The 26,565-nt window shown below is 43.0% G+C and carries 27 protein-coding genes; 7 read left to right on the forward strand and 20 right to left on the reverse strand.

The window, feature by feature from the left end; all coding sequences use genetic code 11:
* Positions 1–263 precede the first annotated feature (263 nt).
* Positions 264–467 carry a hypothetical protein gene (locus Q0L00_RS10845; RefSeq protein WP_297336894.1) on the forward strand — a complete coding sequence of 68 codons (204 nt, stop codon included), beginning with the start codon at positions 264–266 and terminating at the stop codon, positions 465–467.
* Positions 468–598: 131 nt separating this feature from the next.
* Here Q0L00_RS10845 and Q0L00_RS10850 read toward each other — a convergent pair whose 3' ends face one another.
* From Q0L00_RS10850 to uvrA, 4 genes are all read right to left on the reverse strand, one after another.
* Positions 599–1,354, reverse strand: a complete 756-nt coding sequence (locus tag Q0L00_RS10850; RefSeq protein ID WP_297336895.1) for a response regulator — start codon at positions 1,352–1,354, stop codon at positions 599–601.
* A 245-nt stretch (positions 1,355–1,599) separates the two neighbouring features.
* On the reverse strand, positions 1,600–2,334 hold the full coding sequence (locus Q0L00_RS10855; RefSeq protein WP_297336896.1) for a response regulator: 735 nt from the start codon (positions 2,332–2,334) through the stop codon (positions 1,600–1,602).
* Positions 2,335–2,348: 14 nt separating this feature from the next.
* Entirely contained in the window at positions 2,349–3,404 is a 1,056-nt protein-coding gene (locus Q0L00_RS10860) for a histidine kinase (protein WP_297336897.1), read from the reverse strand.
* Between the two features lie 144 nt (positions 3,405–3,548).
* Entirely contained in the window at positions 3,549–6,383 is a 2,835-nt protein-coding gene (gene uvrA, locus Q0L00_RS10865) for an excinuclease ABC subunit UvrA (protein WP_297336898.1), read from the reverse strand.
* A 418-nt stretch (positions 6,384–6,801) separates the two neighbouring features.
* Between uvrA and Q0L00_RS10870 the strand changes: the two genes are divergently transcribed.
* The 3 genes from Q0L00_RS10870 to Q0L00_RS10880 all read left to right on the forward strand — a co-directional run bounded on the left by Q0L00_RS10870 (position 6,802) and on the right by Q0L00_RS10880 (position 9,335).
* On the forward strand, positions 6,802–7,377 hold the full coding sequence (locus Q0L00_RS10870; RefSeq protein ID WP_297336899.1) for a YceI family protein: 576 nt from the start codon (positions 6,802–6,804) through the stop codon (positions 7,375–7,377).
* A gap of 20 nt (positions 7,378–7,397) precedes the next feature.
* The gene (locus Q0L00_RS10875) at positions 7,398–8,672 is read left to right on the forward strand and encodes a hypothetical protein (RefSeq protein WP_297336900.1); all 1,275 of its coding nucleotides are present in this window, start codon (positions 7,398–7,400) and stop codon (positions 8,670–8,672) included.
* A 69-nt stretch (positions 8,673–8,741) separates the two neighbouring features.
* The gene (locus Q0L00_RS10880; RefSeq protein WP_297336901.1) at positions 8,742–9,335 is read left to right on the forward strand and encodes a hypothetical protein; all 594 of its coding nucleotides are present in this window, start codon (positions 8,742–8,744) and stop codon (positions 9,333–9,335) included.
* A gap of 1 nt (position 9,336) precedes the next feature.
* On the opposite strand, the gene Q0L00_RS10885 is transcribed toward Q0L00_RS10880, so the two are convergent.
* The 7 genes from Q0L00_RS10885 to Q0L00_RS10915 all read right to left on the reverse strand — a co-directional run bounded on the left by Q0L00_RS10885 (position 9,337) and on the right by Q0L00_RS10915 (position 16,842).
* Positions 9,337–9,729 (reverse strand): VOC family protein, encoded by a 393-nt coding sequence (locus Q0L00_RS10885; RefSeq protein WP_363318535.1) that lies wholly within the window; start codon positions 9,727–9,729, stop codon positions 9,337–9,339.
* Positions 9,730–9,733: 4 nt separating this feature from the next.
* The gene (locus Q0L00_RS10890) at positions 9,734–11,521 is read right to left on the reverse strand and encodes a M14 family metallopeptidase (RefSeq protein WP_297336902.1); all 1,788 of its coding nucleotides are present in this window, start codon (positions 11,519–11,521) and stop codon (positions 9,734–9,736) included.
* Positions 11,522–11,627: 106 nt separating this feature from the next.
* A complete protein-coding gene (gene glgP / locus Q0L00_RS10895; protein WP_297336903.1) occupies positions 11,628–13,289 on the reverse strand; it encodes an alpha-glucan family phosphorylase in 1,662 nt (553 codons plus the stop codon).
* A gap of 54 nt (positions 13,290–13,343) precedes the next feature.
* Positions 13,344–14,405: a CNNM domain-containing protein gene (locus tag Q0L00_RS10900; RefSeq protein WP_297336904.1), complete on the reverse strand. Its 1,062-nt coding sequence runs from the start codon at positions 14,403–14,405 to the stop codon at positions 13,344–13,346.
* 148 nt (positions 14,406–14,553) lie between these two features.
* Complete coding sequence (locus Q0L00_RS10905; RefSeq protein WP_297336905.1) at positions 14,554–15,162, reverse strand: superoxide dismutase; 609 nt, start codon at positions 15,160–15,162, stop codon at positions 14,554–14,556.
* A gap of 103 nt (positions 15,163–15,265) precedes the next feature.
* Positions 15,266–15,709: a nucleoside deaminase gene (locus Q0L00_RS10910; protein WP_297336906.1), complete on the reverse strand. Its 444-nt coding sequence runs from the start codon at positions 15,707–15,709 to the stop codon at positions 15,266–15,268.
* On the reverse strand, positions 15,709–16,842 hold the full coding sequence (locus tag Q0L00_RS10915; protein ID WP_297336907.1) for a hypothetical protein: 1,134 nt from the start codon (positions 16,840–16,842) through the stop codon (positions 15,709–15,711). The genes Q0L00_RS10910 and Q0L00_RS10915 overlap by 1 nt, the downstream gene beginning before the upstream one ends.
* 232 nt (positions 16,843–17,074) lie before the next feature.
* Here Q0L00_RS10915 and Q0L00_RS10920 point away from each other — a divergent pair, with 232 nt between their 5' ends.
* The gene (locus tag Q0L00_RS10920) at positions 17,075–18,184 is read left to right on the forward strand and encodes a Na/Pi symporter (RefSeq protein WP_297336908.1); all 1,110 of its coding nucleotides are present in this window, start codon (positions 17,075–17,077) and stop codon (positions 18,182–18,184) included.
* Here the strand turns inward: Q0L00_RS10920 and deoC are convergent.
* Positions 18,181–18,846: a deoxyribose-phosphate aldolase gene (gene deoC, locus Q0L00_RS10925; protein ID WP_297336909.1), complete on the reverse strand. Its 666-nt coding sequence runs from the start codon at positions 18,844–18,846 to the stop codon at positions 18,181–18,183. The genes Q0L00_RS10920 and deoC overlap by 4 nt on opposite strands.
* Positions 18,839–20,047, reverse strand: a complete 1,209-nt coding sequence (locus Q0L00_RS10930) for an NAD(P)-dependent oxidoreductase (RefSeq protein WP_297336910.1) — start codon at positions 20,045–20,047, stop codon at positions 18,839–18,841. The genes deoC and Q0L00_RS10930 overlap by 8 nt, the downstream gene beginning before the upstream one ends.
* 34 nt (positions 20,048–20,081) lie before the next feature.
* Here Q0L00_RS10930 and Q0L00_RS10935 point away from each other — a divergent pair, with 34 nt between their 5' ends.
* Positions 20,082–20,663, forward strand: a complete 582-nt coding sequence (locus Q0L00_RS10935; protein ID WP_297336911.1) for an isoprenylcysteine carboxylmethyltransferase family protein — start codon at positions 20,082–20,084, stop codon at positions 20,661–20,663.
* A 222-nt stretch (positions 20,664–20,885) separates the two neighbouring features.
* Here Q0L00_RS10935 and Q0L00_RS10940 read toward each other — a convergent pair whose 3' ends face one another.
* From Q0L00_RS10940 to Q0L00_RS10955, 4 genes are read right to left on the reverse strand one after another with little or no spacing between them, the layout of a single operon-like run.
* On the reverse strand, positions 20,886–21,443 hold the full coding sequence (locus tag Q0L00_RS10940; protein ID WP_297336912.1) for an FKBP-type peptidyl-prolyl cis-trans isomerase: 558 nt from the start codon (positions 21,441–21,443) through the stop codon (positions 20,886–20,888).
* Positions 21,443–22,009 carry an FKBP-type peptidyl-prolyl cis-trans isomerase gene (locus Q0L00_RS10945; protein WP_297336913.1) on the reverse strand — a complete coding sequence of 189 codons (567 nt, stop codon included), beginning with the start codon at positions 22,007–22,009 and terminating at the stop codon, positions 21,443–21,445. Before Q0L00_RS10945 ends, Q0L00_RS10940 begins: the two co-directional genes overlap by 1 nt.
* A gap of 36 nt (positions 22,010–22,045) precedes the next feature.
* The gene (locus tag Q0L00_RS10950) at positions 22,046–22,969 is read right to left on the reverse strand and encodes an FKBP-type peptidyl-prolyl cis-trans isomerase (RefSeq protein WP_297336914.1); all 924 of its coding nucleotides are present in this window, start codon (positions 22,967–22,969) and stop codon (positions 22,046–22,048) included.
* 40 nt (positions 22,970–23,009) lie between these two features.
* A complete protein-coding gene (locus Q0L00_RS10955) occupies positions 23,010–24,044 on the reverse strand; it encodes a bifunctional oligoribonuclease/PAP phosphatase NrnA (RefSeq protein WP_297336915.1) in 1,035 nt (344 codons plus the stop codon).
* A 187-nt stretch (positions 24,045–24,231) separates the two neighbouring features.
* Between Q0L00_RS10955 and Q0L00_RS10960 the strand changes: the two genes are divergently transcribed.
* Positions 24,232–24,654, forward strand: coding sequence for a nucleoside-diphosphate kinase (locus tag Q0L00_RS10960; protein ID WP_297336916.1), 423 nt, complete (start codon positions 24,232–24,234; stop codon positions 24,652–24,654).
* Positions 24,655–24,717: 63 nt separating this feature from the next.
* Here Q0L00_RS10960 and Q0L00_RS10965 read toward each other — a convergent pair whose 3' ends face one another.
* From Q0L00_RS10965 to Q0L00_RS10975, 3 genes are read right to left on the reverse strand one after another with little or no spacing between them, the layout of a single operon-like run.
* Positions 24,718–25,518 carry a TPM domain-containing protein gene (locus Q0L00_RS10965; RefSeq protein ID WP_297336917.1) on the reverse strand — a complete coding sequence of 267 codons (801 nt, stop codon included), beginning with the start codon at positions 25,516–25,518 and terminating at the stop codon, positions 24,718–24,720.
* Positions 25,496–25,933: a TPM domain-containing protein gene (locus tag Q0L00_RS10970; RefSeq protein ID WP_297336918.1), complete on the reverse strand. Its 438-nt coding sequence runs from the start codon at positions 25,931–25,933 to the stop codon at positions 25,496–25,498. The genes Q0L00_RS10965 and Q0L00_RS10970 overlap by 23 nt, the downstream gene beginning before the upstream one ends.
* 10 nt (positions 25,934–25,943) lie before the next feature.
* Positions 25,944–26,534 (reverse strand): LemA family protein, encoded by a 591-nt coding sequence (locus tag Q0L00_RS10975; protein WP_297336919.1) that lies wholly within the window; start codon positions 26,532–26,534, stop codon positions 25,944–25,946.
* Between the last annotated feature and the right edge of the window lie 31 nt (positions 26,535–26,565).

A 26,565-nucleotide genomic window follows, 5' to 3' on the forward strand; every position in this document is an offset into this window, starting at 1 on the left:
AATTCGAAGAATTGTTTCCCTCTACATCATAGGAATTAAAAGCTCTAAAAAGCTTAGAAAAATATACTATTTCCCTAAAAATTCAAAAAATCACAACCCAAAAAAGCAAGTCTTTTTTGTCCGACACTGACAGCATTGTGTACGAATTCGTACGCAGCTACTTTTGAAAACCCTATAATTTGGCTGATTTTGGCCTTTTTTGACTTTGGTCGCTTTTTGGCATATAGAATTGGTACAATACGAAACCAACATTATTTAAAGCCATGAATACTTCAATCTTCACACAAAAAAACGTCTGTGCAGCACTCGGATTGGCTATGGCTATGACTATCGTAATCAAAGCAAAAACAGAAGCCAATCTTGCTCAGAATACTGCCCGATTTGAAACTACTAAACCAACTCCACAAATCGGATTTGAATCAGAAAAAGGTCCTGATATTTTTCAGGTAAAGATTTACAGAAATTAAAAGTCCCGGCAAACCGGGACTTCTTAAAGAAAACCTCGTAAGGGTTAATTTGGTTGATTGTTTGGTTAATAAAAAAGGTGGGCTTTGTCCACCTTTTTTTTGTCGACAATTGAGGATGAGGATCCGTAGGACTAGCTTTCTGTAATGGTGTTTAATTTAGCTAAAAAGCTATTGTAATACTGCCTGCCGACCTGTACAACTGATCCTTTTTTTAGTGTGATTTCTTTGGTATTGAAACTTTCGATCTGACCGAGGTGAACGATGAAGGATTTCTGCACCCTCAAAAATAAATTGGAGGGTAAAATCTCTTCAATTTCCTTCATGGACTTTCGGATATGGTAATCCCGGTTCTTTGTAAAAATGGTCACCATATTTCCATTAGCCTCGATGTAATAAATTTCTTCGTAAGGTACTCGCTCAAAGGCGTTGTCTGCCTTGATGAATACCGCGTCAGTTACTAGAAAAGGGCTCTCGGAAGGAGATTTAACAACCGTAGCCTCGGTACTGGGTTTGGTACGTTTGTTATAAAGAACAATCTCAACAATCGCATGAATATCATTGGTGTTGAAAGGCTTGACGATAAAACCTGCCGGATTGATCCGCTTTGCGCGCTCGATGATGGTAGGATCCGAGTAAGAAGTAACAAAAACCAAAGGCACATCAAACATTTGATGAATTATTTCCCCAAGTTCGATTCCATCTTTGTCACCTTTAAGTTTGATGTCCATGAAAATCAGATCGGGTCTGGTTTTCTTGATGATCTTGATACACTGATTGGCAGAATTGGCAATATCAATATTTTCAAAGCCTAAAATTTCAAGAATTTCTTGGATGTTTTCCGCAATACTGGGATCATCCTCTACGATTAGGATGCGCTCTTCTTTCATAAGGTTCTAGCAATCAATGCGTTTTAGTTAATATTAAGTAAATAAGGTTTGTTTCTTACCTCAATTATACACTAATTATACAATTAATCCCTGAAATCAAATGCTTTTTTTTAGGTATGAAATCGAGCTTTGGTAAATTTCAAACCCAATCGGCTTTCTCAGCCGCCGAAAGATTCGCCCAGAAATGCAAAGACCTGCGGAAAAGAGCAGGTCTCTGTGTAAGAATTGATTAAAGGTGTGGTTTTTTAAAGACTCATCATTTCCTTAAATCGAGCTGCTTGTCTTCGACTGACCTCGATCCGGTCTCCGCCTTTTAGCGTGACCACCAGGCCTCCGTTAAACCAAGGCTCAATCCCCTCTACCCAGCCTAAATTTACGATATGCTTTCGGCTAGCCCTGAAAAAAGATTTTTCGTCCAATCGTTCATCGAGGGCATTGAGTGATTTGTGAATCATCGGCTTTACATTGTCAAAATAGACTTTGATGTAGTTGCCATCGGATTCAAACAAGCGAACATTAGCCAAGCGGACAAACCAGCATCGGTCTCCGTCTTTGACAAAAACCTGATCGTCCAGTGTTAATTTCTTATTGGAATAGGATGAGGGAAAGTCTTCCTGCTTTGCAGTAGCCTCGATTTTACCGGAAAGTCTTTGTATGGCTTCCTCCAGCCGCTTGGGCTCGATAGGCTTGAGCAAATAATCCAAGGCATTTACCTGAAAAGCCTTCAAGGCATATTCATCATAGGCGGTGGTAAATATCACATGGGGAACATTATCGAGTTCCTCCAAAAGATCAAATCCAGTTTTCTCGGGCATTTGAATGTCCAAAAAGATCACATCCGGATTGAGTTGCTCAATTTTTTCTTTGGCATCTTCTACATTGACCGCCTCACCGACGACTTCGACAGATTCCAATTGGTTAAGAAGGGTGATCAGCTCTTTCCTTGCTAATCGTTCATCGTCAATTACAATGGCTCGCATAGTTGTTCTTTTTGTTAGTCTAAAGTTACTCTTTGTTTCGGAATTTTGATTTCTGTAATCACAAATTGACTTCCAACGTTGAAAATTCTGAAACTGGCTTTGTCTCCATAGATTAATTTTAACCGCTGTACGGTATTACTCAATCCATGACCTCCATTGGATTTGGGCTTGAGACTGGGTGGGGCAAGGAGGTGGCCACTATTTCTGACCTGAATATACAGATCATCTTCCAATCCTTCCCGACATTTGATTTCGATCAGCCCGCCTTTCACCAGATTAGAAATGCCGTGTTTAATGGCATTTTCGACGATAGTTTGTAACATCATCGGGGGTATTTTGTAGCTAAAAGCCTCATCTTCAATTTGATACTCTACCTGGAGCCGCTCCTCAAAACGGATTGACTCCAAGGTCAAATAATCCTTTACCGTATTGAGCTCATCTTCAAAATCTATGGTCTGCTTTTTATCCATCATGAGCGAAAACCGAAGAATATTGGAAATGCGGGTGATGGCACTTTTGGCTTTATCCGGATCTTCATCCACTAATGCACGGACACTATTCAGTGCGTTGAAAATGAAATGCGGATTCAATTGACTTTTCAGATGATTGAGGCGAATCTGATTGATTTTAGCCTCGTATTTGAGTGAATTATTATAATTATCCAAAAAATGAAACAAGAAGTAAAGCAAGAACCAAATGGAGTAAAAAAGAAAAGCGATAAAAAGATTGGCCAAAATCACCAAAACCTTAAAATCCTGCTCCGCATTTAAGGTATCAAAGGCGACGTTTATAAGGATTTCTACCACCACATTGACAAAACTCATCGCTAAAATCGCCAGGAGAGACTGGAAGACCAGCTGAGAAATCGCCAACTTAAACCAATCGTAAGTTTTGACGATATAACGGATAAAATGAGTCGATAGGAAATAAAAAAGTGCCAACAAAACAAAAGCCACTACCTGAACCTGAGTAATCCCCCGAGGGGACAGGTAGGCAAAAATAATATTGACACATGCAATACTGCCCCATCCGAGGATCTGCAAGGTCCAATATAGGCTAATTCTATTCATAGAATTGCAATTTACACAAGCCTTTGACTCTTGACTTGAGGAATTTGATAAAAGGACTCAGGAACTGATTTCGGCTTCAATCAGAATTTTAAGAAGAGGACAAGCATGAGTTTTACAGCGTTTTCCTTTTTTTGCCGCCCTCGCTTAGGCTCCATTCAATTCAGCTTGAAGAAATTTTCCTGTATAACTCCCCTGATGTGCCGCCACTTTTTCGGGAGTTCCTTGAACCAAAATCGTTCCGCCCCTATTTCCTCCTTCCGGACCCAAATCTACCACATAATCGGCCACTTTGATGACATCCAAATTGTGCTCGATAATCAAAACCGTATTTCCCTTTTCGACCAGCTTTTGGAGGACATTCATCAGTAACTCGATATCCTGAAAGTGCAAGCCTGTCGTAGGCTCATCCAAAATATAAAAAGTCTTGCCGGTATCTTTTTTGGAAAGCTCCGTGGCCAGTTTGACCCGCTGAGCTTCCCCTCCGGAGAGCGTCGTGGCATGTTGCCCCAGCGTAATATAGCCCAATCCCACGTCATTTAAGGTTTTGATTTTACGAAGGATTTTGGGTTGATTCTCGAAAAACTCCACCGCTTGCTCCACGGTCATTTCCAGTACATCAGAGATGGATTTTCCTTTAAACCGCACCTCGAGGGTTTCTCGATTGTAGCGCTTTCCTTTACAGGTTTCGCAAGGAATATGCACATCGGGAAGAAAATCCATTTCGATCAGCTTCATTCCCGCACCTTCACAATCCTCACATCGTCCCCCTTTCACATTAAACGAAAATCTACCGGGCTTATAACCCCGAATTTTAGATTCGGGCAATTCGGTAAAGAGCGTGCGAATATCAGAAAACACACCCGTGTAAGTGGCCGGATTTGACCGCGGCGTCCGACCAATCGGAGATTGATCCACCTCGATGACTTTGTCCAAATGCTCCAAACCACTGAAGGATTTATAGGGCATGGGTTCCTTTTTGGATTTATAAAAATGCTGTCGCAAAATCGGATACAGCGTCTCATGAATCAACGTACTTTTTCCACTTCCCGATACTCCGGTAATCAAGGTCAACGTACCCAATGGAATAGTCAAATCCACATTTTTGAGGTTATTCCCACTCGCTCCTTTCAAGACTAGTGCCTCGCCTTTTCCTTTTCTTCGCTTTTTAGGAATCGGCAAACCCAATTTCCCTTTCAGGTAATCTGCCGTCACTCCCCCTTGTTGGAGGATTTCACTGGGCGAACCTAAAGCCACAATATGTCCTCCATGTCGGCCGGCGCCCGGACCCATATCCAACACAAAGTCTGACTCCAGCATCATGTCTCGGTCATGCTCCACCACCAAGACAGAATTTCCCAAATCCCGCAAGCTCTGAAGGGCTTTAATCAGCTTGACATTGTCCCGCTGATGGAGCCCGATACTCGGTTCGTCCAAAATATAAAGCACGCCCACAAGCTGAGTTCCGATCTGAGTAGCGAGCCGAATCCGCTGAGCTTCCCCTCCAGATAGCGTTCGAATGGGCCGATTCAGCGTCAGATAATCCAATCCGATATCGAGTAAAAAACCGATCCGCTTTCGAATTTCCTTCAAAACCTCCTGAGCGATAATATTCTGTTTTTCGGAAAGCCTACTTTCCACTCCCTCAAACCAACGGCCCAAATGGGTGATATCCATCATGGCCAATTGGCCAATATGCGTATCGTCAAGCTTGAAATGAAGCGCTTCTTTTTTTAAGCGATAACCCTGGCAATCGGGACAGGTCTGCGTGATGGTGAATTCTGAAACCCAATCTTGGATTTTCTCCGAACTCCCCTCTTGATATTTTTGGAGAAAATTAACAATCCCTTCAAACGTAGTATTCCACTTGGTACCGGGATATTTGACCGAATCCACTGCTACCTCCACTTTGTCTCCGTAAAGCAAAACCTCCACCACATGCTCTGGGAGCTTTTTGATCGGGGTGCTCATACTACACTTATAATGCTTGAGAATAGCCTCAATCTTTTTAAAAATCCAGATATCCCGGTATTCTCCAAGCGGGGCAATCCCTCCGCGAGTGATACTCAAATTGGGATCGGGGATGATGCTTTCCCGGGTAATTTCTTCGGTTATGCCCAATCCATTACAGGTTGGACAGGCTCCATAGGGGCTGTTAAATGAAAAGGTATTGGGTGCCGGCTCCTCATAGGAAAGTCCCGTTTCGGGATCCATCAGGTATTTGGAAAAATGGTGAATCCCCCCTTCTTCATCACGAAGCATCATGACTCCTTTTCCATGTTGCAAAGCAGATTTAAGCGACTGAGTAATCCGAAAACGATCCGATTCATCAGCCACTATCCGATCAATGACAATCTCAATATCATGGATTTTGTATCGATCCACCTGCATTTTAGGAAGGATGTCCATGACCACTCCGTCCACCCGGATCTTGGAAAAGCCCATTTTCCGAATTTGCTCAAAAAGCTCTCGATAGTGCCCTTTTCTCCCTTTGACTACAGGTGCGAGAATGTAGAGTTTTTTACCCGAAAACTTCGAAAACAATTGTTCAATAATCTGATCCTCGGTTTGTCGAATCATTTTAACGCCCGTCTGGTAGGAAAATGCCTCCCCTGCGCGAGCAAAAAGCAAACGCATAAAATCATAAATTTCGGTTACCGTACCGACCGTAGAGCGCGGGTTTTTGGAAGTGGTTTTTTGTTCAATAGCGATTACCGGAGAGAGTCCATTTATTTTATCGACATCGGGTCGTTCCAATCCGCCTAAAAATGAGCGTGCATACGCGGAAAAACTCTCCAAGTATCTTCGCTGTCCCTCCGCATAGATGGTATCAAAAGCCAGCGAACTCTTCCCGCTTCCACTCAAACCCGTGACGACTACTAGTCTTTGGCGCGGGATTTTGACGTCTATGTTTTTCAAATTGTGCTCTCTTGCACCAAAAATCTCGATGTATTCTTCCTGCGAAGCAGTGACTTGGCTCATAAACTTGGGGGCAAATTGAAAGGGCAAAGGTAAGAAATAATTGATGGATAGGGGCTGTACCCGCCAAGAGTCTAACTCATTCCCCTTCAATTTGGTTTACCTTTATCCCTCCCAAATCGAGGCAAAGCCAAGACAATTCCTTTCTTTTCATTTTGCAGGATGAAAGAGTAAAGTTGAGTTTATCGAAAAGACTATTTTAAAATATTCATCTGAAAATAGTTGAAATAATCAGTGGTAAAAAACACCATATTGATTTTTTAATAAAAACTTCAAAAACCAATGGTTTAAGCTTACAACTTATCTTTTATAGAAAAAGTGACAAAAGTCATCTTTTCAAGCAATTTTGATCACGCTTTGGCCAGTAGGTGCCCTCTACCTTTGAGTCATCAAAGAAAGAAAAAACCAACCCTTTAATCTCATGAAAAGGTTCAAAAAAATAACAACACTCGTTTTCGCTATTCTCTTCTCTGCAGGAGCATCCTTGGCACAGCAAACTTACCACCTCAGCGGTCCGGTTGAAATGAAAGTCTCCGGAACCTCCACCATCCACGATTGGGATATGGTCGCTGAAAATGGAGTAAGCGGTCAAGGACAAATGACCATAGAAAATGGCAAGCTTTCCAAAATCAGTTCCTTATCCCTCACCATGAATGTGGAAAGCCTGAAAAGCGGAAAATCAGCCATGGACAAAAATGCCTACGCGGCCTTGAACGCCGATAAGCATCCAAAAATCACCTTTCAACTTACCGAGGTAATCAGTATTTCCGCTGCAGAGGTAAAAGCGAAGGGCAAAATGACGATCGCCGGCAACGCACAGACGGTGACGCTTACAGTCCCTTATCAAATCAGCAAAAATCAAATCAAATTCAATGGAAAACACGACATCAGTTTTAGCCAGTTTTCGCTCGAAGCCCCCACTGCGGTCTTTGGCACCATCAAAACCGGCGATGAGCTGACGCTGAGCTTCCAAACTACATTTTCCCCAAAAAATTGACCCCTTAAATTCCAATCGCTATGAAAAAGCAATCCAACTGGCTCCAAGCAGGTGCATTTGTACTCGCAGCCATGACTTCAACTGTAGCATTTGCTCAAGAAAATGAAACCGAACTTCAGTACTTCCGGGCAAATGACAAAAGAGGACTCAATGTATTCGAAACTCCTAAAGAAGAGGAGAAGAAATTTGACAAAGTCCGGGTATTTGTCGGCGGGGATTTCGCCCTTCAATTCCAGTCCATCAACCACTCCAATGCATTGAATAATTTGGTTGACCTAGGCTCCAATGTCAATCTACCTACTGCCAACCTAAACATCAACACGCAGCTGGCCGATGGAGTCCGATTACACTTGAGAACTTACCTTTCTTCCAAGCACCACAATGAAGCTTGGGTCAAAGGCGGACACATGCAAATCGACAAATTAGATTTCATTCGTCCCGGTTTCTTGGAAGGATTGATGAGTAAAACGACCATCACCGTAGGGTTGGACGAATTCAACTATGGCGATGCGCACTTCCGACGATCTGACAATGCCCGCGTGATTTTCAACCCCTTTATTGGCAACTACATCATGGACTCTTTCTCCACTGAGGCTTTTGGTGAAGTGACAGTGCAGGACAAGGGATTCATCGGGGTGGTCGGTTTATCCAATGGTAAATTGAACCAATCGGTAATCGTCAATGACAACTCTGACAATAAGGTTTCTTTCTACGGAAAATTAGGGTTTGACAAACAGTTGAGCGAAGACTTCCGATTCCGATTGACCGGGTCTTGGTACATCAATAAGGGAACAACTACTGGTACTTGGTTATTCGGTGGGGACCGGGCTGGCTCTCGATACTACAATGTAATGCAAGCATTAGAAGGAAATGCGAATGACTTCGAAGGTCGATTCAACCCACGATTCCAGCAAATGTCTGCGATTCAGTTCAACCCCTTCATCAAGTACAAAGGCTTGGAATTCTTCGGAATCTATGAAATCGTGAGCAACTCAGAAGAATTGGGAAATGGACAATTCACTCAAGTAGCAGCAGAAGCTCTCTATCGATTCGGAACTTCTGAGCAGTTTTACATCGGTGGACGTGTCAACTCTGTCCAAGGAAACGCCAACGAATCCGCAGCGGATGTACAAATCAACCGGACCAATATCGGCGGTGGCTGGTTCATGACAAACAATGTCTTGGTAAAACTGGAGTATGTCAATCAACAGTACAAATCAGGTTTTGCTGCTGACAACAAATACAACGGCGGCGAATTCAAAGGCCTAAGCCTTGAGGCTGCCATCAGCTTCTAATCCAAGAAGAAAAAACGAGCTAAATTAACGGCCGGCCTCCAAGGCTGGCCTTTTTTAAAACAACTCATCATGAAAACCCGAGCACTAAGTTGGATAGGTTTGGCAGTAATTCTCCTCGGATTCACTGCGACAAACAAAAAAGAAAGCCAATGGCTAGTCTCCGAAAAAAGTGTGGTCGAGATATTAGGGAAAACCAATATCAATAGTTTTGAGTGCCAATCAATCAACTATAGCGGAAATGATATTCTGACCGAAGTCCTTTTTCCTGAAAAAAATCAAGCGGTTTGGTCTGGCGAGATTGTACTTTCTTCAGCCAATTTTGATTGCTTCAATCGCATGATGACTAAGGACTTTCATCAGACGGTCCAAGCCGATGAACACCCGCAGATTCGAGTACGTTTTTTGGATTTGATTCGTAAAAACCCCAATACCCCCCAAGAAAGTCTCAATGGAAATGTGGAAATAACCTTGGCAGGGGTCTGTAGACGCTTTCCGATTTCCTGCGACTTGAAGTTTGAAAAAAATGGCAAAACCCGACTCATCGGGTCTCAAACGGTGACCTTCAGCGATTTTCAAATTGATCCCCCGGTAAAATTTCTAGGCACAGTTAAAGTTCAAAATGAAATCAGCGTCCGATTTGGACTGGTGCTGGAGGAGATTTAACTCAAACCGTCAACTCGATCCAATTCCCCTCCGGATCTTCGATTACACTTTCATAATAGCCATCACCAGTCCATCGGGGCTGACCCAAAACAGCAATCCCGTTTTGCTCAAAATTAGCGGTGATATGATCCACCTCTTGCGTAGAGCCCAAACTGATCGCAAAATGTGCCAAGCCCATTTTTTCACCACGCTCACCAAAATAAACAGGTATATCATTTCGGTGCATTAATTCCAATCTTGGCCCATCAGGTTTTCTCAAAAAATAAGAGGTAAAACCCTTCGCTTGGTTCTGGTATTTATCTCCTGCCTCAAAACCAAAATAAGTGCAGTAAAACTCCTTCATCAATTCCAGATTTTTTACCCATAGGGCAATATGTTCGATTTTCATAGTCATTTCGTTATCGTAATTTCCCTACAGGAATTACCTTCCAGTTTTGATCAAAGTATGGAGTACGCTCATAAAACCAACGATAGATACTCCGCGGAGAATGTACCCAATCAGGGTTTGCAGCTTTTGCCTGCTCAAATTCTGCCCTCATCGCTGCATCCTCTTTCAACAGCTGCTGAATCATCGGCTCCATGATGTAAGTTTCCATGTATTCGGTTTGGGAAAGAATGGGCATAAAATACCCCCACTGGAAAAAACTATCCACTGACTCGGCTTCCAAGAGAAGACTTGCTAACTCACCCAAATTCTGATCCACGGGGATTTTGACTGAGCCGGGCACCAACTTTACTCGCCGGGTGATCGGCTTGGTTTCAAATGACTGGAAACGGATTTTGCCTTCCAGGGGGCTCGGCGAAAGTTGGTATTCGGTCAAAAAGTCAAATTCCAATTCGAGTTCAGTGGAAGTTTCGAGGGTTTCCATTTTTAATCCATGCAGCCGAAGTTTTTCGATCACTTCAGTCCATTCGGCCGAAATAAAATAAGCTTCCGGTGTACTCACTTCTTGTACCGGTCTATCCATTAGCAGGCTAGGAACCTGCTGGGTGATGGGTTCTCCTTTCCACTGGATGTATTCTCTGCCCGTGATCTCAGATTTTACTTTTTCGGAAGCGATTCCCAAAAATTCCATCGTATCCGCAGGGCTTTCCCGAAAGCCAAATTTGACAATCAACTCTTCTTTAACTTGATTTTGGTCTGCTCGTATTGCGTCCCGAATTTCCTTGTAATGCTCACCGATCGTTTTGATCGCTTGCTCCAAAAAAACATAGGTGCCCAAAACCCGCTGCCGAAAGGGCTTGAGGGAATGATTTTCGATCAAAATCGAGGGTAAATGACGCGCATCCCCGTAGGTATGAGAAAATCTTGGACTGAATGAAAATGCCACATTCCCTTCGGAAAAATCCTGCCCGTTGGCCGCAAAAAGCAAGGGACCTGGAATATGTCCCCAATCACTCAAGGCCTGATCGACTTCGGGTTGGAATTTGTCAGACAAAAAAGCGCTGATTGCTGGGGAATATCCACCCGTTTTGACATAACCGTAGGTAATATCGTACTGATAATCTGCTCCGTCAGTCACATGAATATCCACATATAAATCAGGATCATAAGCATTGATCACCTCAACTACCGCCCGAACACCGGCTGTTTCGAGCTTGGTGTAATCGCGGTTTAAATTAAGGTTTTGCGCATTGCTCCTCCAGCCCATTTCGCGTGGGCCTCGCTGATTAACCCGGCCATATTCACTTCTCCGCTCATGCCCGTCCACATTGAGAATAGGTATAAAAAGCAAGATGGCCTGATCCAATAAATGTCCTTTTTCTCCATGAATAATATCCCTGAACAGCATCATTCCGGCATCTTTTCCATCGATCTCACCAGCATGAATCCCCCCATGAAATAGCAAAACCGGTTTTTCTTGAGCGCTAATTAGGGCTGGATCGAAATGGGAATCACCACTGGCTACCAGCATCCAAATGTCTCTTCCTTGCTCACTTTTACCCAGCGATTTCATTTCCACAAGTGGGGAGGAGTTGGCAAGTCTACCTAACCAACTGACCGTTTCTTCATAATCCGGTGAGGTAGTCAAATCATCACGTTCGCCCGGAGTGACCCAAGGGTGATCTTTGGCCACGGGTAAACTTTCCGATTTACCACTCCAATCGATCAAAGGCGGCATAAAATCCTGTGAATAGCCAGGTAAATACACCAGGGCTAAGATAAAAATTACGAGGTTTTTCATGGGGTATGCTTGGTTAGGATAAGGGAATTAATTGAATACCGATCGAAAACTAAAGGCTCAAATTGGAATTTCCGCTTTGAGCCTGTAAATCTAGGATCAACGGAATTTATTCCGGATGATACATCAGCTGATAATACTCATCGGCCATTCGGTTACTCTCGAAAAATCCATTGACTTGGTTCATCCCCTGTTGCACGATTTTCCTCCACTGATCTGGCTGATCGTAATAAGTGGGAAGGATTTCATTCTCAAGAATTTCAAAAAACTTCTCCATATCGTATTCATCGGTCTCCTGAATCGTCATGGAAGCATAATTGGCAGGAGGAACAATGAAGCTATTTTTGCCAGGATCAGCAAACTCACAAATCCATCCATCATAAGTGGAAAAGTTAACTGATCCATTCATCGATGCAGTCATCCCTGAGGTACCAGAAGCCTCCCTGGGCACCCGGGGAGTATTCAGCCAGATATCCGAAGCCTGCTTCAATCGCTTACTTAGTGTCAATTCGTAGCCCACACATACGGCGACATTAGGATAGTTTTTGCTCAAATGCACCAATTGATTAAATACCGAAATTGCGCCATAGTCCATGGGATAAGGCTTTCCTGCCCAGATGATTTGAACAGGGTAGTTGGTATTTCTCATCAGGGCATCAAATCGACGCAAATCCCGAGTAATCAAGTCTGCCCGCTTATACGCTGCAAATCTTCTAGCCCAGACCATAGTTAACACGTCGGGATTTAGCAATTTTCCCGTTTGATCCGCCACCAACTCAAAAGCGCGCTTTTTTAAGTACCGTTTCCGATCAATAAACCCTGCATCATCCTTATTTTCCAAAAAACGATACAGCTGCTTATCCGCCCAATAGCGAAAATTTTGAGAATTGGTAATGTGGGTGATTTCAGGAATATCAGGGTAATTTTTCCACATCTCGCGGCTCACTTCACCATGTAGTTTAGATACGCCATTGGCTTTTCGGGCAAAGCGTAAGGCCGCCAGACTGTGATTAAAAATCTCTCCATTCATTCCGGTGAGTTTTTTGACTTCCTCCAATGGCAGCCCATTGAAAAAGCTCATTTTATTGAGCAGGTGATAATCGTGTTTTTCGTTTCCAGCTTCCTCCGGGGTATGGGTGGTAAACACCAATTGTTTTTTCACGGCTTCTTTACTCCCCAATTTTTGAATCAGGTGAAATACCGCACTCACTCCATGGGCTTCGTTGAGATGATAAACATCCGGGTTGAAATTAAGAATATCCAGCAGTTTGGCCCCGCCCAATCCCAACAGCATACATTGGGCGATTTTGGCTGCGGTATCTGCATCGTATAATTTATGGGAAATCGTTTGGCTGAGGTAGTCGTTTTCGGGAAGATCCGTACTGAGCAGAAACAGGGGCGCCGACTGAAAAGTCTCCGGAGCAAGATACCAGGCTTTGACCCAAACGGGATTATCATGGACCGTAATTTGAAATTTGATCCCGCTGTCCTGAAGAAAACTATAGGTTTTTTCGTACCACTCGGGCTTCAGGGTTTGATCCTGATTTCGACTCTGATCGTAGTAGCCATATTTCCAAAGGATCCCGATTCCGATCAGGTTCTGCTTCAATTCATAAGCACTTCGCAAGTGAGAGCCAGAAAGAAAGCCCAATCCGCCAGAATAGATTTTTAAGGGCTGATGAATGGCAAATTCCATGGAGAAATAGGCCACTTTTTTAGCATAGGGATCAGCTACCGGATACGGCACTTGATAGGGGATAAAATTAGTCATAGAAGAAGTGTCAAAGGGATACGAAAATATTCAGGATTGAGCTGAATTACATTCTTATGGAGAATCTGTTTTTTCTTTTAAAAGCTCATATTTTTTCTGCTTGGTTTTCCAGCGCTCCAGTGCATATTTCTGCATGTCTTCAATCTGGTCTTTTTCATCGAGAATTTCAAATCCGAGAAGCGTTTCGATGATATCTTCAAGTGTGGCAATTCCGTCTACCCCGCCGTATTTATCCACAACAATGGAAATATGCTCTTTTTTCTGAATCATTAAATCCCAAGCGCTAAGTAAGGTTGTAGTCTCTTGGAAAGTCAAAATATCCCGTTTGATATCTTTGAGTTTAAGGTCAAACTGATCCTCTGCGAGCTTTTCAAAAACCAATTCCCGAAAGACATATCCTGTGATATTATCCCGATTACCCTGGTAAACCGGGATCCGAGAAAAGTGCAAAAATTCCTTATTCTTTAAAAACTCCTGAAGTTCCATTTCCTCATTGGCCAAAACCACTACGATCCGAGGAGTCATAATTTCGGCGATTTTATAGCTTTTGAGCTTAATCAGATTTTGAATGATTTTATTCTCCTTTTCAGCAAAAATTCCCTCCTCGGTACCGATGCTTGCCAAAACAGAGATCTCGTCCCGACTAGTGGTCAGTTCCTGTTTGTTTCTAGTCAAGGCTTTAGTCAGGACAGAAGAAATCAAAACCAGAGGGTAGGTTATAAAAATGGTAGCCTGGATCAGTTTGCTGGCTAAAGCGGTAAGCTCTTTGGCATAATTTGCTCCGAGTGTTTTTGGGATAATCTCAGTAACAACCAAAATCAAAAGCGTTAATACTGCAGAAACGATTCCAAAATAGGCTTCCCCAAAAACTAAGGTGGCTTGCGCCCCAACCCCAGCTGCACCTACCGTATGTGCCACGGTGTTTAGGGAAAGGATAGCGGAAAGCGGCCGGTCAATATCTTTTTTTAGCTCGATCATGGTAACCGCACTTTTGACTCCTTTTGCCCCCTGAGCCCGTAAATAAGAAACAGGTGCAGAAAGGAGAACCGCCTCCATAAATGAGCATAAAAAAGAGGTGATTAAAGCAACAAAAAGGTAAAGGAATAATAATATCATAGGAAAGTAAGCTGAGCGTTCCGCCAGTAATTTAATCAATTATGAAGTAATCGATTATTTGTCTAGAAAATTAATGACAAGAGCGACCAGAAGAAAAAAATAACCCTCTCGATCAAATACCAAGAGGGTTAAAGTAAAGTTTAATCGATTATTTCAAGGCCGCCAAGTAGCGTCTGTTTGCTTCACCCCAATTGATTACATTCCAAAATGCAGAAATGTAATCCGGCCTTCTATTTTGATAATTCAGGTAGTAAGCATGCTCCCATACATCTAAACCGATGATTGGAGTTCCTTTGATTTCAGCAACATCCATCAGAGGATTATCCTGATTCGGGGAAGAAATTACTTCTAGCTTGCCTGCTGCAGTCAAAATTAACCAAGCCCAGCCAGAGCCGAAACGAGTTGCTGCTGCCTTATTGAAAGTTTCCTTAAAATTATCAAAGTTGGTAAATTTATCATTGATCGCATTGGCGAGCTCGGCAGTGGGTTGACCTCCGCCGGTAGGGGAAAGAATGGACCAAAAAAGACTGTGGTTGTAATGTCCGCCTCCATTGTTTCGGACCGCTACGTTAGCTCCTGCTTGAAGCATCAGCTCTTCGAGCGATTTTCCTTCTAGATCAGTGCCTGCGATGGCATTGTTCAAGTTGGTTACATAGGCGTTGTGATGCTTTCCGTGATGAATTTCCATGGTGCGGGCATCGATATGCGGTTCGAGTGCATTGAAAGCGTAAGGTAATGGTGGGAGTTCAAAAGCCATTTTGTTTTAAAATTTATAGTTAAACATGAATTAAAATTGATTCTTACATTTGGTTTGAAAACCATCGAATACTAAAAAAGGTTCTTTGAACTCCAAATTCTAGCTATTTTCTCAGCTTTTTAAAAAATTCATTCAACAATTGAGTGGATTCCTCAGCCAAAATCCCGCCTTGAACCTTGGTTTTGGGATGTAAAACCGAGGGCCCAATTTGCTGGTAACCTCGTTTGGGATCAGCCGCTCCAAAAAATACCTGACTGATTTGGGACCAAAAAAGTGCCCCGCCACACATCAGGCAAGGTTCTAACGTCACATAAAGGGTACAATCAGAAAGGTATTTACTCCCCAGGGAATTAGCCGCTGAGGTAATGGCAATCATTTCGGCATGGGCCGTGACATCATTGAGTTTTTCGGTTTGATTGTAGGCTTTGGCAATAATTCTGTTTTTACAGACCACCACCGCACCTACTGGAATTTCTCCCTCCTCAAAGGCGATTTTTGCCTGTTTGAGGGCTTCATTCATAAAAAACTCCTGGGAATAAAGCTCCATTACCGGAAGTAATCCAAAATTTCGTTTCGTACTCCCTCATTGATAATAATTGCCAAAATCAGGGAAACCACTAATCCAATAAAGGCCTTGGAAATGTCTTTTCTGGCTAAGGTAAAAGCTCGATACCTCCACGCATGCTTTTTCTTAGCTTTACCATGCTTCCCGATCGCAATTGCCAACTCTCTACCGCCCAGCAAACCAATAAATACCCAAGTCGTACTCATGGGAACTGCACTGTATATTTTGAAGTAAAACAGGATTATTGCATACACAAAATCCACAATTGTCGCCGCCCGGACATCAGTGACACTGGTTTTCTCATTAACAATCTGCTGGATTTTATCCCCCTTCATGTAAAAGAGAAAACCAAGTCCAAGAAATACGAATCCAGCATAGGCCGAAAATTCCCAAGCATTTAACTGTCGGGGTAAAAATACCGCGATATTAGCCGCGTCTTGCATAATCCATACCGACCAAAGCATTCCGGAAGTAATCCACTGTAAAAAGATCCAATACGGTTTGGCTTCCCCTTTCAGATAATTCTTCACAAATCGCTCCAAAACAAACCAAACCACGATGGCAATCACAAAGGCTAAGAGGTAACCGGAAAAACTTTTGAACATCACGTCCACAATAGTTCCTGCTTTGTACGTAAAGACGTTCAAAAGGAGGAAAGTGGTAGATACCGGCATCCGCATCCTAGTCATGATCAACAGGACTATGGGTGCAGCCAATTGGAGAAAAACAAAACTAGTCGGAGCTTGTTCCAACCCCGGAACACTTAAGCGCTCATAGCTAACATCACCATTATAGGTAAACCAACTGTAGGTGACCGTACCTACAAAGATCAATCCCATAAATAACCACAACCAGTACCACTTACGGTTTTGATTGGAGGCGATAAATGTTCCTATCGTTTGGATACTGTCATTAGCAATGGCCGAATAGGCTGCCAAACTAAACCCAAACCACATCGCCGCATAGGTATAAGGAGTGATGATCGCCGCAATGGAAACTAGTACGCTGACCATGATCAAAAATGATTTTTCTTTCTTGGTAAAATCAAACAGGGCATAGGCGGTTTTAGAAAGCTTTTCCTGATTGATATTTTGGTCGATGTTTTTCTTGGCCATGGTGGGTATTTATAGGCTTTGGGACAAAATTAAAGAAGTTATTTCGCTAGCCATATTAAGAAATTGTTAACTCAGTGCAAATCATTCGTTTTGAGCAGACTTGAAGCTTGTATTTCGTAAAAAAATTTCAACTTTTGCCAAATAATTGAATAAAAATTTGGAGAGTGGCTAAATTTAAACAAGTCATTTCCCATTTCTTACTCACCTAAACCAACTCACCACAGCCAATCAAATGGAAAGCTGGGAACCAGAGATCAAAAAGTCAAATCCGACTAAAAGCTATTTAGTCATGGGAGTGGCTTTGCTCCTGTTTATCTTTTCCATTGACATGCTGGTGGTGTCTATGGGCAACCTGAATGATACTGTTTTTAAGGAGTTGTTGGTGGCGACCCGAAACCCCTTTGTCAGCCTTTTTATCGGTTTATTGATGACCGCCTTGATTCAAAGCAGCTCTACGGTAACTTCCAGTATTGTGGCTGTAGTCGCGTCAGGATCCATGAGTTTGGATCAAGCGGTACCCATGGTCATGGGGGCCAATATTGGTACAACACTAACAAGTACGTTAGTGTCTTTTTCCTTCATCATGAAAAAGAAGGAATTCAAACGTGCCCTTTCGGCAGGAATAGTTCATGATTTATTCAACATTTTCACGGTATTGTTCCTCCTTCCCCTGGAACTTTATTTTGGATTTTTATCCCAATCCGCCTCATTTCTAGCGGGCTTTTTTGTCTCTGACGTTCCTTTAAATGGCCCCATATTTAACAATGTGGTCTTTACCCGGCCGCTAACCGAATGGCTTAACCGCATCATCGGTATTCCTTTTTTAATGGCATTGATTGCCGTCTTCTTGGTTTTTGTGTCCATTAAATTGCTGGCTACCGCGGTTTATAAAACCTTTGTGGTAGATAGCTTTAGGGATATCAGCAAGCTGATATTTAAAAAAACAGGCATCGCAATGCTTTATGGGGTTTTTTTTACTGCAGCTGTCCAGTCAAGCACGGTTACTACCTCCCTGATAGTCCCTTTAGTGGCCAATCGAAAGGTCTCACTTAAAAAGGTTTTCCCTTTTATTGTAGGAGCTAATATTGGAACGACCATCACAGCAGGGATTGCCGCCATTTACAAAAGTGAAGCAGCAATTGCTTTGGCAATCGTTCATTTATTGTTCAATGTTTTGGGTGCAATAGTCATTTTATCCTTTCCTTCCATTCGAATTTTACCCGTACAACTCGCCTTATATATGGGTAAAAAATCGGTCCAATCCCGATTTTTGGGATTTGCTTATATTTTGTTAACCTTCTTCATTATTCCTTTTTTACTGATCTACTTCAGTACCGATTAAGTTTTGGCAGCCCTCCAAGCATCCATCAATTGCTTGGCAGAACTGGTACCGATCCGATCGGCACCCGCTTGAATCAAGCTTAAAGCAAAGTCCAAGCTTTTGATTCCTCCGCTTGCTTTGATCCCCACCTGAGAAGATAAGGTCTTTCGCATCAGGACAATATCTTCCATTTTAGCTCCGCTTGTAGCATATCCTGTTGAAGTTTTGACAAAGTCTGCGCCCGAATCCTGACAAATCAAACAGGCTTCCCGGATTTGCTCTGAATTAAGATAGGCGGTTTCGATAATGACCTTGAGTGATCGATCTGATTCATGACAGATTTTACTAATTTTTGCGATCTCAATTTTCGGCCAGTTCATCCCGGAATGATACGCGGTCTGTGACCAGACCAGATCCAACTCATCAGCCCCATTTTCAATAGCCACACTGGTTTCAAAGGCTTTGGTCGCCGTGTCTTGATAGCCAAAGGGAAAACCAATTACAGTAACCAATTGAATATCCTGATCCTGAAGATCTCTTTTTACTTTTTTGACCCAAAATGGAGGAACACAAACTCCGACAACCTGCTCTTCGATCGCTTCCCTGACCAAAACGTCTACCTCCTTTTCAGTCATGGTCGGTTTCAATAAGGTAGACTCTAGGTATCTGTTTAGCTTATTCATGAGGATAAACAAAATCTTTTAAATGCATAAATTCCAAGGTTAGGTCTCCATCCCTGGCGACGGTTGCTTGCTCCAAAATAGGCGAATGATCTTTTAAAAGTTCCGGAATCACCCATTTTATGAGTTGCTCTCCAAAATCCCGGCTCGCCTCCCGGGGCAATTCACAGGGCAAATTATCAATTGCCATCACCGAAATACTGGTTTGCTTCCCAAACGCTTTAATTTCCTGACCGCTCTCCCGATCAATATCGTAAACCGGTGAAGCAATTGTCGAAGCACGGCAGGTAGTAGGAACTGAGCCATTGATGTCACAGGTGATATCGGCTATGACAGAAATGGAAAAATCCTCATCATTGATTTGGTGAAGCTCAAACAAACGGGGAGCCTCCGGATCCCAGTAGGAAGCCGCAATTAATAGCTCTGCGGCTTCAGCAAATTTAGCAAAATGACTCTCGTACCGCTCTGGAAACTGATAAAATTCCTCCTTGTCAAACCCACCATCCGTCTTTCGGCGATTGTAATCAGCAGAATGCAAGTTGACAAAAACCGGTTCATCAAAATACCAGTGGAGAAATTCCTCCTTGCTAACTTCCCGAATATTCAGGGATTCCAATATTTCCCGTGCTCCTTTGCCTACCCGTCCTGCTCCGGTAAGAATGATTTTGATCGGAGGAAGTTGCACTTTTTCCAATTCGTCCTGCATCTCGGCCAAATCAAAGCAATCTTTAGCCCGTTTGAGCTGAAATAAATCCGTTTTGACTCCATAGGTCCAAAAAGCATTGTAGGCTCCTACAATGCCCGCCCAACGACCAAAGGCCACGACTCGATTTCCCTGTTGATTCTTGAGCACCTCGTAGTCAATGAGCCGAATGTTTTTTTCCAAAACTGCTTGGAGAAGCCCTCTATTGTAGATTTGACGCTTGATCGTATGAGAGAAAAAGAAATAAGTCTTTCCAGACTTGAGCTGCTCGATTGGAACTTCCTTCACTCCAAAAAAAACATCACATGCTGAAATGTCATCTAAAACTTCAATCCCTTTTTGTCGGTACTCCTCATCGGAAAATGCCCTGTCCGGACTTGACTCCACAAAAAAACGGAAAGCCCCTTCGTATCTTTCCTCCAATAAGGACACTTGCTCGGGTGTAAATGGACTTCGCCTATCCGGGGGATTTTTTCCTTCACGAATAATTCCGATTTTCATAAAAATTTAGCGTTTTACTGGGTAATCACTTTCAATGGAATATCTACTCTTAGCCGGAAGCTGGGCGATCTTTTACGGCCTCCACAGTTTCTTAGCCAGCTCCAAGTTAAAAAGAATTCTTAAGGAGAAATTAGCTTCAGGCTATAAATGGTACAGACTTTTTTATTCTACCTTTTCCATCCTTTTGTTTTTGGCAATCCTGATACAAGCTGTTCTCATCAAACCAGATCGGATTTTCAAAGAAAGTAATCTGATCGTCTATTTGGGATACCTTCTGGCTACTTTTGGGACCATTCTCTCAGTCAAAAGCAGCAAAGCCTGGTCTATAAAGCAATTCTTGGGTCTAAATCCTGCTTCACCGGAGAAGGAAAACCTGATAAAAAGTGGGCTTTACGGAAAAATAAGACATCCTTTGTATGCAGGGCTCCTGTTGATTGCTTTAGGTTATTTGCTGGTAGCCGGAACTGGTACCGCAATGATTCATTTAGCATGTTTGGTGATTTACCTGCCCATTGGGATTTATTTTGAGGAAAAAAATCTCATGGAAAAATTCGGCGATTCGTATAAGCGATACCAACAAAAAGTCCCCCCGCTGATCCCGAGTTGGAGAAAGTAATCTTTTTTGAAATCGAGCATGATGTGGAATCAGACATGGGTAGAACAATACCCCCCGGAGATTCCACCTGACCCTTAAAAATCAACTCTAATCACCTTATTTTTGCCACCTGACCCACCCAAGTCGAGTGGTCGACGCACAAAAATGATTCTACAGGGTTTTCCATGTGACCATAGACGAAAAAAACTAAAGAAGACAAAAAAAGGGCCGAAGCCCTTTTCCTTAATCAATTCCTAAGAAATCCACATCAAATCGAAGCACAGAATTAGGGGGGATAGCTTCGCGGTCTGCATCCCGATATGCATAGGGGGAAGGGATTAGTAAGACAGCCTTGGATCCCGGTCTCAGGCGTTGAAACCCAATCTCCCAACCTTGAATTACTTCAGCACGACCTACAGTGAATTGGATGGGTAGGTACTCTCTTTCTTCGTCAAACAAATCGTTTTCTCTGGCCACATCCTCAAAGCTCGTGTCGAATACCGTCCCATCAGAAATCAAAGATCCCGTGTAATCGGTGTAAACCACAGATCCAACCATGGGTCGAGTACCTTCTCCTTCCTCCTGAACGATGATGATGACTCCGCTTTCATGGTGAATTCGATAGAGGCTATCAATCTCGGCATTTGCCAAATACTCGTCAATAATGACCCGGTCTCTTTCGAGGTTTTCCTCGATGTTGTAGGTGGGACCATTACCAAAAGGATTGGTGGGCTCGCAGGCGGAAATTGCCACAGCCAAAAGAAGAGAAAAGACAGAAAAATAAGGATTAGTACGATTCATTAATTCGTTGGTTTTTTGATATCAAGAAGTTCGATTCCGAAAATTATCGGAGAATTGGGTGGAATCGGAACTGGTCCACCTTGACTACCTGCCGAACCATAACCATAGATGGAGGGGAAAATGACGGTCACACTATCGCCTTCTTCCATCAAACTAACGGCCGATTCAAAACCCTCTATTAACTGAAGTTGATTTGAAAGTCTATATCGAAGAGGACCATATTCTCGATTTTCATTATACACATCATTGTCCCGAGCAATTTGCTCCACTGAAGTATCAAAAACTCGGTTGCTCAATAATTTTCCCACATAATCTACCGAAAGGGTATCCCCGATCTCAGGTTTAATTTCACTTTCTGACACCCTATGCCAAAACATGTGAACTCCGGTGAATTCATCGATAAACTCCTTTTCACCTTCCAGTGGATTTTCAGCAAGGTATTCAGCTATAGCCTCCTTATCCTTGATCAAGATGGCCTCCACTGTAGATTCATTATCAATACAGGAGCTTAGACCAAATCCTACTAGAAAAAGTAGAACCAGAGAAAAACGAATTGATTTTAGCATATGTGGTTTAGTTTGATTTTACTCAGTAAACGTCGTTTATTTTTGCACGTCTGTGACTTCAACGTCAAAGATCAAAATAGAGTTGGGACCTATCGTTGCTCCAGCTCCATTTTCTCCATAGGCAAGCGGAGAAGGGATCAAAAATTTGGCCTTAGACCCTTTTTTAAGGAGCAATAACCCCTCATCCCATCCTGGAATCACCTGACCCATTCCAACATTGACCGGAAGTGGTTCATAAGCACGCTGCTCAGAATAAACATTATTTTCTTTAGCGATCTCTTCCCAAGAGGTATCAAATAAGGTTCCGTCCAATAGGTATCCGGCATAGTTGACATACATGGTCGTGCCCGGAGTCACTTCCTCGCCAGTACCCTCCTCTTCGATGGAATAATACAGCCCATTTTCAGTTTTCTGCACTTCGATGTTGTTTTCTGCGGCGTACTCCTCGATGGTTTTTCCTTCCTCAACGATCAAGACTTTGGCTCGCTCGGCCTTTTCGGCATTCTCCTTTTCCATCACTTTGGCAAAGTAATCCTGAATCCCTGCCTCGTCCATGATTTCGAAAGCTCCTAAACGAACTTTGACTGCCTCTCCCGCTTCCAGAAATGGAGGGAAATTAGGACCGAAGATGGTTTCTGCAGTAGACTCAAAGGCAATGCTATCCCCTTTTTTCAAATTGAGGAAAATCTCATCCATCCCATTATTGGTTGGGGTAGAATCATTGGCCTGAAGATAGCCTGGAAAAGGCTGCTCCAAAGTGGTATAAATTACCGAATCCTCCCCGTTTTTGATCTCAAGGTGATAAAGTACATATTCTCCATTTTCTGGCTTTTGAGCCCCTTCTTCAATGTAGCTGTACTCTATGCCGTCCTTTTCTGTTACTTTGGTTTTCTGACAGGAGGAAACACTTAGGCCTAGCACCACCGCTAGGATAGCCAAAAGGCTTTTGGAATTTTTCATAAAGATTTGATGGTTTTTTTCACGTATAAAGGCCCTCGGTTCAATCCGCTGAGACAGTTTCTTGATGAAACAATTCATCCTGATGCTCATCGACCAAGGATTCAAATCGCTCGATCGTTTCTTTCAGGCTCAGTTCGGATTTCCCTCCGGCCGCATTTTTGTGTCCTCCTCCATTGAAGTAGGACGCAGCAAATTTATTGATCGCTACATCAACAGTGGATCGAAAGGAAATTTTTATTCCATCCTCCCGCTCAGAAAATAGCGCAGCAATTTTGATTCCGTCCAAAGATAAAGCATAATTCACCAATCCTTCGGTGTCACCAGTACGGCTTTGATATTTTTTAAGATCTTTTTTTCCTATTGCAAAGTAGGCCGTATGAAGGTCTTCTCGAATAATCAATCTCCTGCTGATGGCAAAGCCAATAAACTTGAGTCGATTGATCGAATTGGAATCATAAATCCAGTTGGCGATCTGAGAGGCATTTGCTCCGATATCAATTAATTCGGCAACGACCAAATGGACATTTTTGGTGGTATTGGGATGTCGAAATCCACCCGTATCGGTCATAATCCCAGCGTAGAGACACTCAGCAATATCCTTATCAATCAATGCTTTATCCCCTAGATTTACAATCAGCTCATAAACAAGCTCACACGTTGCCGCAGCCTGTGTACTCCAATAGCGAAAATCTGCAAAATCCTCCGGATCCTGATGATGATCGATGTTAACGATAAAGGCATCCGATTGACGGATCATCTCTCCCAGTTCATTTACCCGACCCAAAGCCGAAAAATCCAAGCAGAATATCATGTCTGCTTCCAAAAGGGCTTTTTGGGCAGCTGGCTTCAAATCCTCTCGACTAAAATCCAGCACGGTATCATTGCCCTCCATCCAATTCAAAAATGAAGGATAGTCTGTGGGCGTGACCACCGTGACCTCATGACCTTTCTTGAGCAGATAGTTAGCCAATCCCAAAGAGGATCCCAGCGCATCGGCATCAGGTTTGACGTGAGTGGTGATAAATATTTTTTTTGATGAGGAAAGTTCTTTCTTAAATGAGGCTAATGCTTCCATTTATATCTATTCAACGGCACTTAGGCACTAGTAGTCCGCAAAGGTCATGATTTTTTTTGCAAATGCCAACTCGGTCATTTTACTGAAAATGAATCGAATAAGGGAATATTCGACAGATTCACTCGGATTCTGATTTCTATTCCCCTATTTTTGCGCCCGAATTAAACCAATGTAAACTCAAAAACACATGGCAGGAAACAGAACATTCACCATGATCAAGCCTGACGCATTTGAAGCGGGCAATTCTGGAGCAATCCTTAAAATGATCGAAGAAGCAGGTTTTAAAATCGTAGCGATGAAAGCGACCCAACTGACTCCAGAGTTAGCTGGTAAATTTTATGAAGTACATCAAGAAAGACCATTCTATCAAGACCTTTGTTCCTATATGTCTTCTGGACCGATTATCGCCGCTATTTTGGAAAAAGACAATGCGGTAGAGGATTTCAGAACCCTGATCGGGGCAACCAATCCAGCAAATGCAGCAGAAGGAACTATCCGAAAGATTTTTGCCAAATCCATTGAGGCAAATGCTGTACACGGATCAGATTCTGATGAAAATGCCGCTATCGAGGGAAATTTCTATTTCTCCCAAATTGAAAGAGTGGGTTAATTCGGTTTGTGTATAGATCAAAAAAGCGCCAAACATGGCGCTTTTTTTATTTTATCTTTTTGATCACCAAGACCCTCCAGCTCCGCCGCCTCCGAAGCTACCGCCTCCGAAACCGCCAAAGCCGCCACCCCCTCCAAAACTTCCACCACCACTGGAGAAATCACCAAATTTTCCTCCACTGCCTTTCAGCATATTGGCAAGCATGATCGTAGTCCATAAATCTACTCCACCGCCACGACCACCCATGTGGTTATTGTTATCATTTCGATTTTTAAGCATCGGCAAAACGACAAAAATCACGATGAATAGCAAAAATACAATCAGGGCCCCTCCGCTATTGCCATCGGACATGACCTCCTCTGCCTGGTACTCTCCTGAGGCCAATTTGATAATCATATCCGTGGCTTGATCCAACCCTGTGTAGTAATCCTCCTTTTTAAAATTGGGGATAATCAAATTGGTCACGATACGTTTTGCCAGAGCATCTGGTACTGCCCCTTCCAGACCATATCCAGTTGCAATGAAAACTTCCCGGTCGTCCATGGCGCCCAGGATCAGGATTCCGTTATCATTTTCTCCTCCTCCAATTCCCCAGAGATCTCCGAGTTGAAAGGCATAATCGGAAATGTCGTAGGGGCCGACCGATTTAATCAAAACGACTGCGATCTGTGAGGAAGTGCTGTCATTGTAGGCGGACAGTTTAGTTTCCAATCGGGCGACTTGATCGGAAGAAAGCACTCCAGCAAAATCATTGACCAGTCGTGGCGGATTGGGCACAGGAGGAAAATCCTGAGCGAAAACAATCGCTTGAACACTAAGAAAGAAACTGAAGAAAAGGACGTTAAGCCCCAAAGGAAATCTCATCTGATAGTTCGTTTTCATCCTCATCCCCCTGATGGGGGAAATGCGTAGCCAATTGCTCTCCAGCCCGATGAATTCCATCTATCAGGCCCAGGGTGAATTCACCCAACCTGAATCTGGCAGTCATGTGGTCTTTGATACTTTCCCAAAAGTTAGTTGGAACAACCCGGTTGATCCCCGCATCTCCCAAAATGGCAAATTTATGATCGGATACCGCCAGGTAAAATAATACTCCATTTCGCTGAGCAGTTTGATACATTTTTAGGGTTTCAAATACTTCGGCAGCCCGATCCAGCACATCTCCTCGACAGTGATTTTCGATGTGCACCTGAATCTCTCCGGAAGTTTGATTTTCTGCTGTTCGAATTGCTGCTACTATTTGTTTTCTCTCCTCATCGGAGAATAATTTTTTAGCCATAGCTAATTATTTAAAACTCCACTGTAGGTGCATTTTCCGCCCCTGCAGCAGCCTCAAAGGTTCCCTTGGTTTCAAAACCATACCATCCTGCAAAGATGTTATTTGGAAAGGTTCTCAAATTGGTATTGTAGGTGATTACCGACTCGTTGAAATTTCTACGAGCTACGGCAATCCGGTTTTCGGTTCCCTCCAACTGAGCCTGAAGCTCCAAAAAGTTTTGATTGGCTTTGAGATCAGGATAGCGCTCTACTGTCACCAATAATCTGCTCAATGCTCCTGAGAGCTGGTCTTGTGCGGCTTGAAACTGCTCGATGTTTTCTGGGCTCAAATCATTGGCATCAATATTCATGGAAGTGGCTTTTGCTCGTGCTTCCACAACACCCGTTAGCGTTTCCTGTTCAAAATCCGCATAGCCTTTAACCGTGCTAACTAGATTAGGAATTAAATCTGCCCTTCGCTGGTATTGGGTTTCTACTTCTGCCCATTGACCGTTAACCTGCTCCTCCGTTTGGACAAACATATTATAGGTACCGACAGCTTTGGTGTAAACAAATACACCGATAATCGCTAAAATTGCAATAGGGATTACTAATTTTTTCATAGTGTGTTTTGGTTAGAAAACTTCTCTAAGG

Source organism: Algoriphagus sp. (genome assembly GCF_024305035.1).
GTDB lineage: Bacteria > Bacteroidota > Bacteroidia > Cytophagales > Cyclobacteriaceae > Algoriphagus.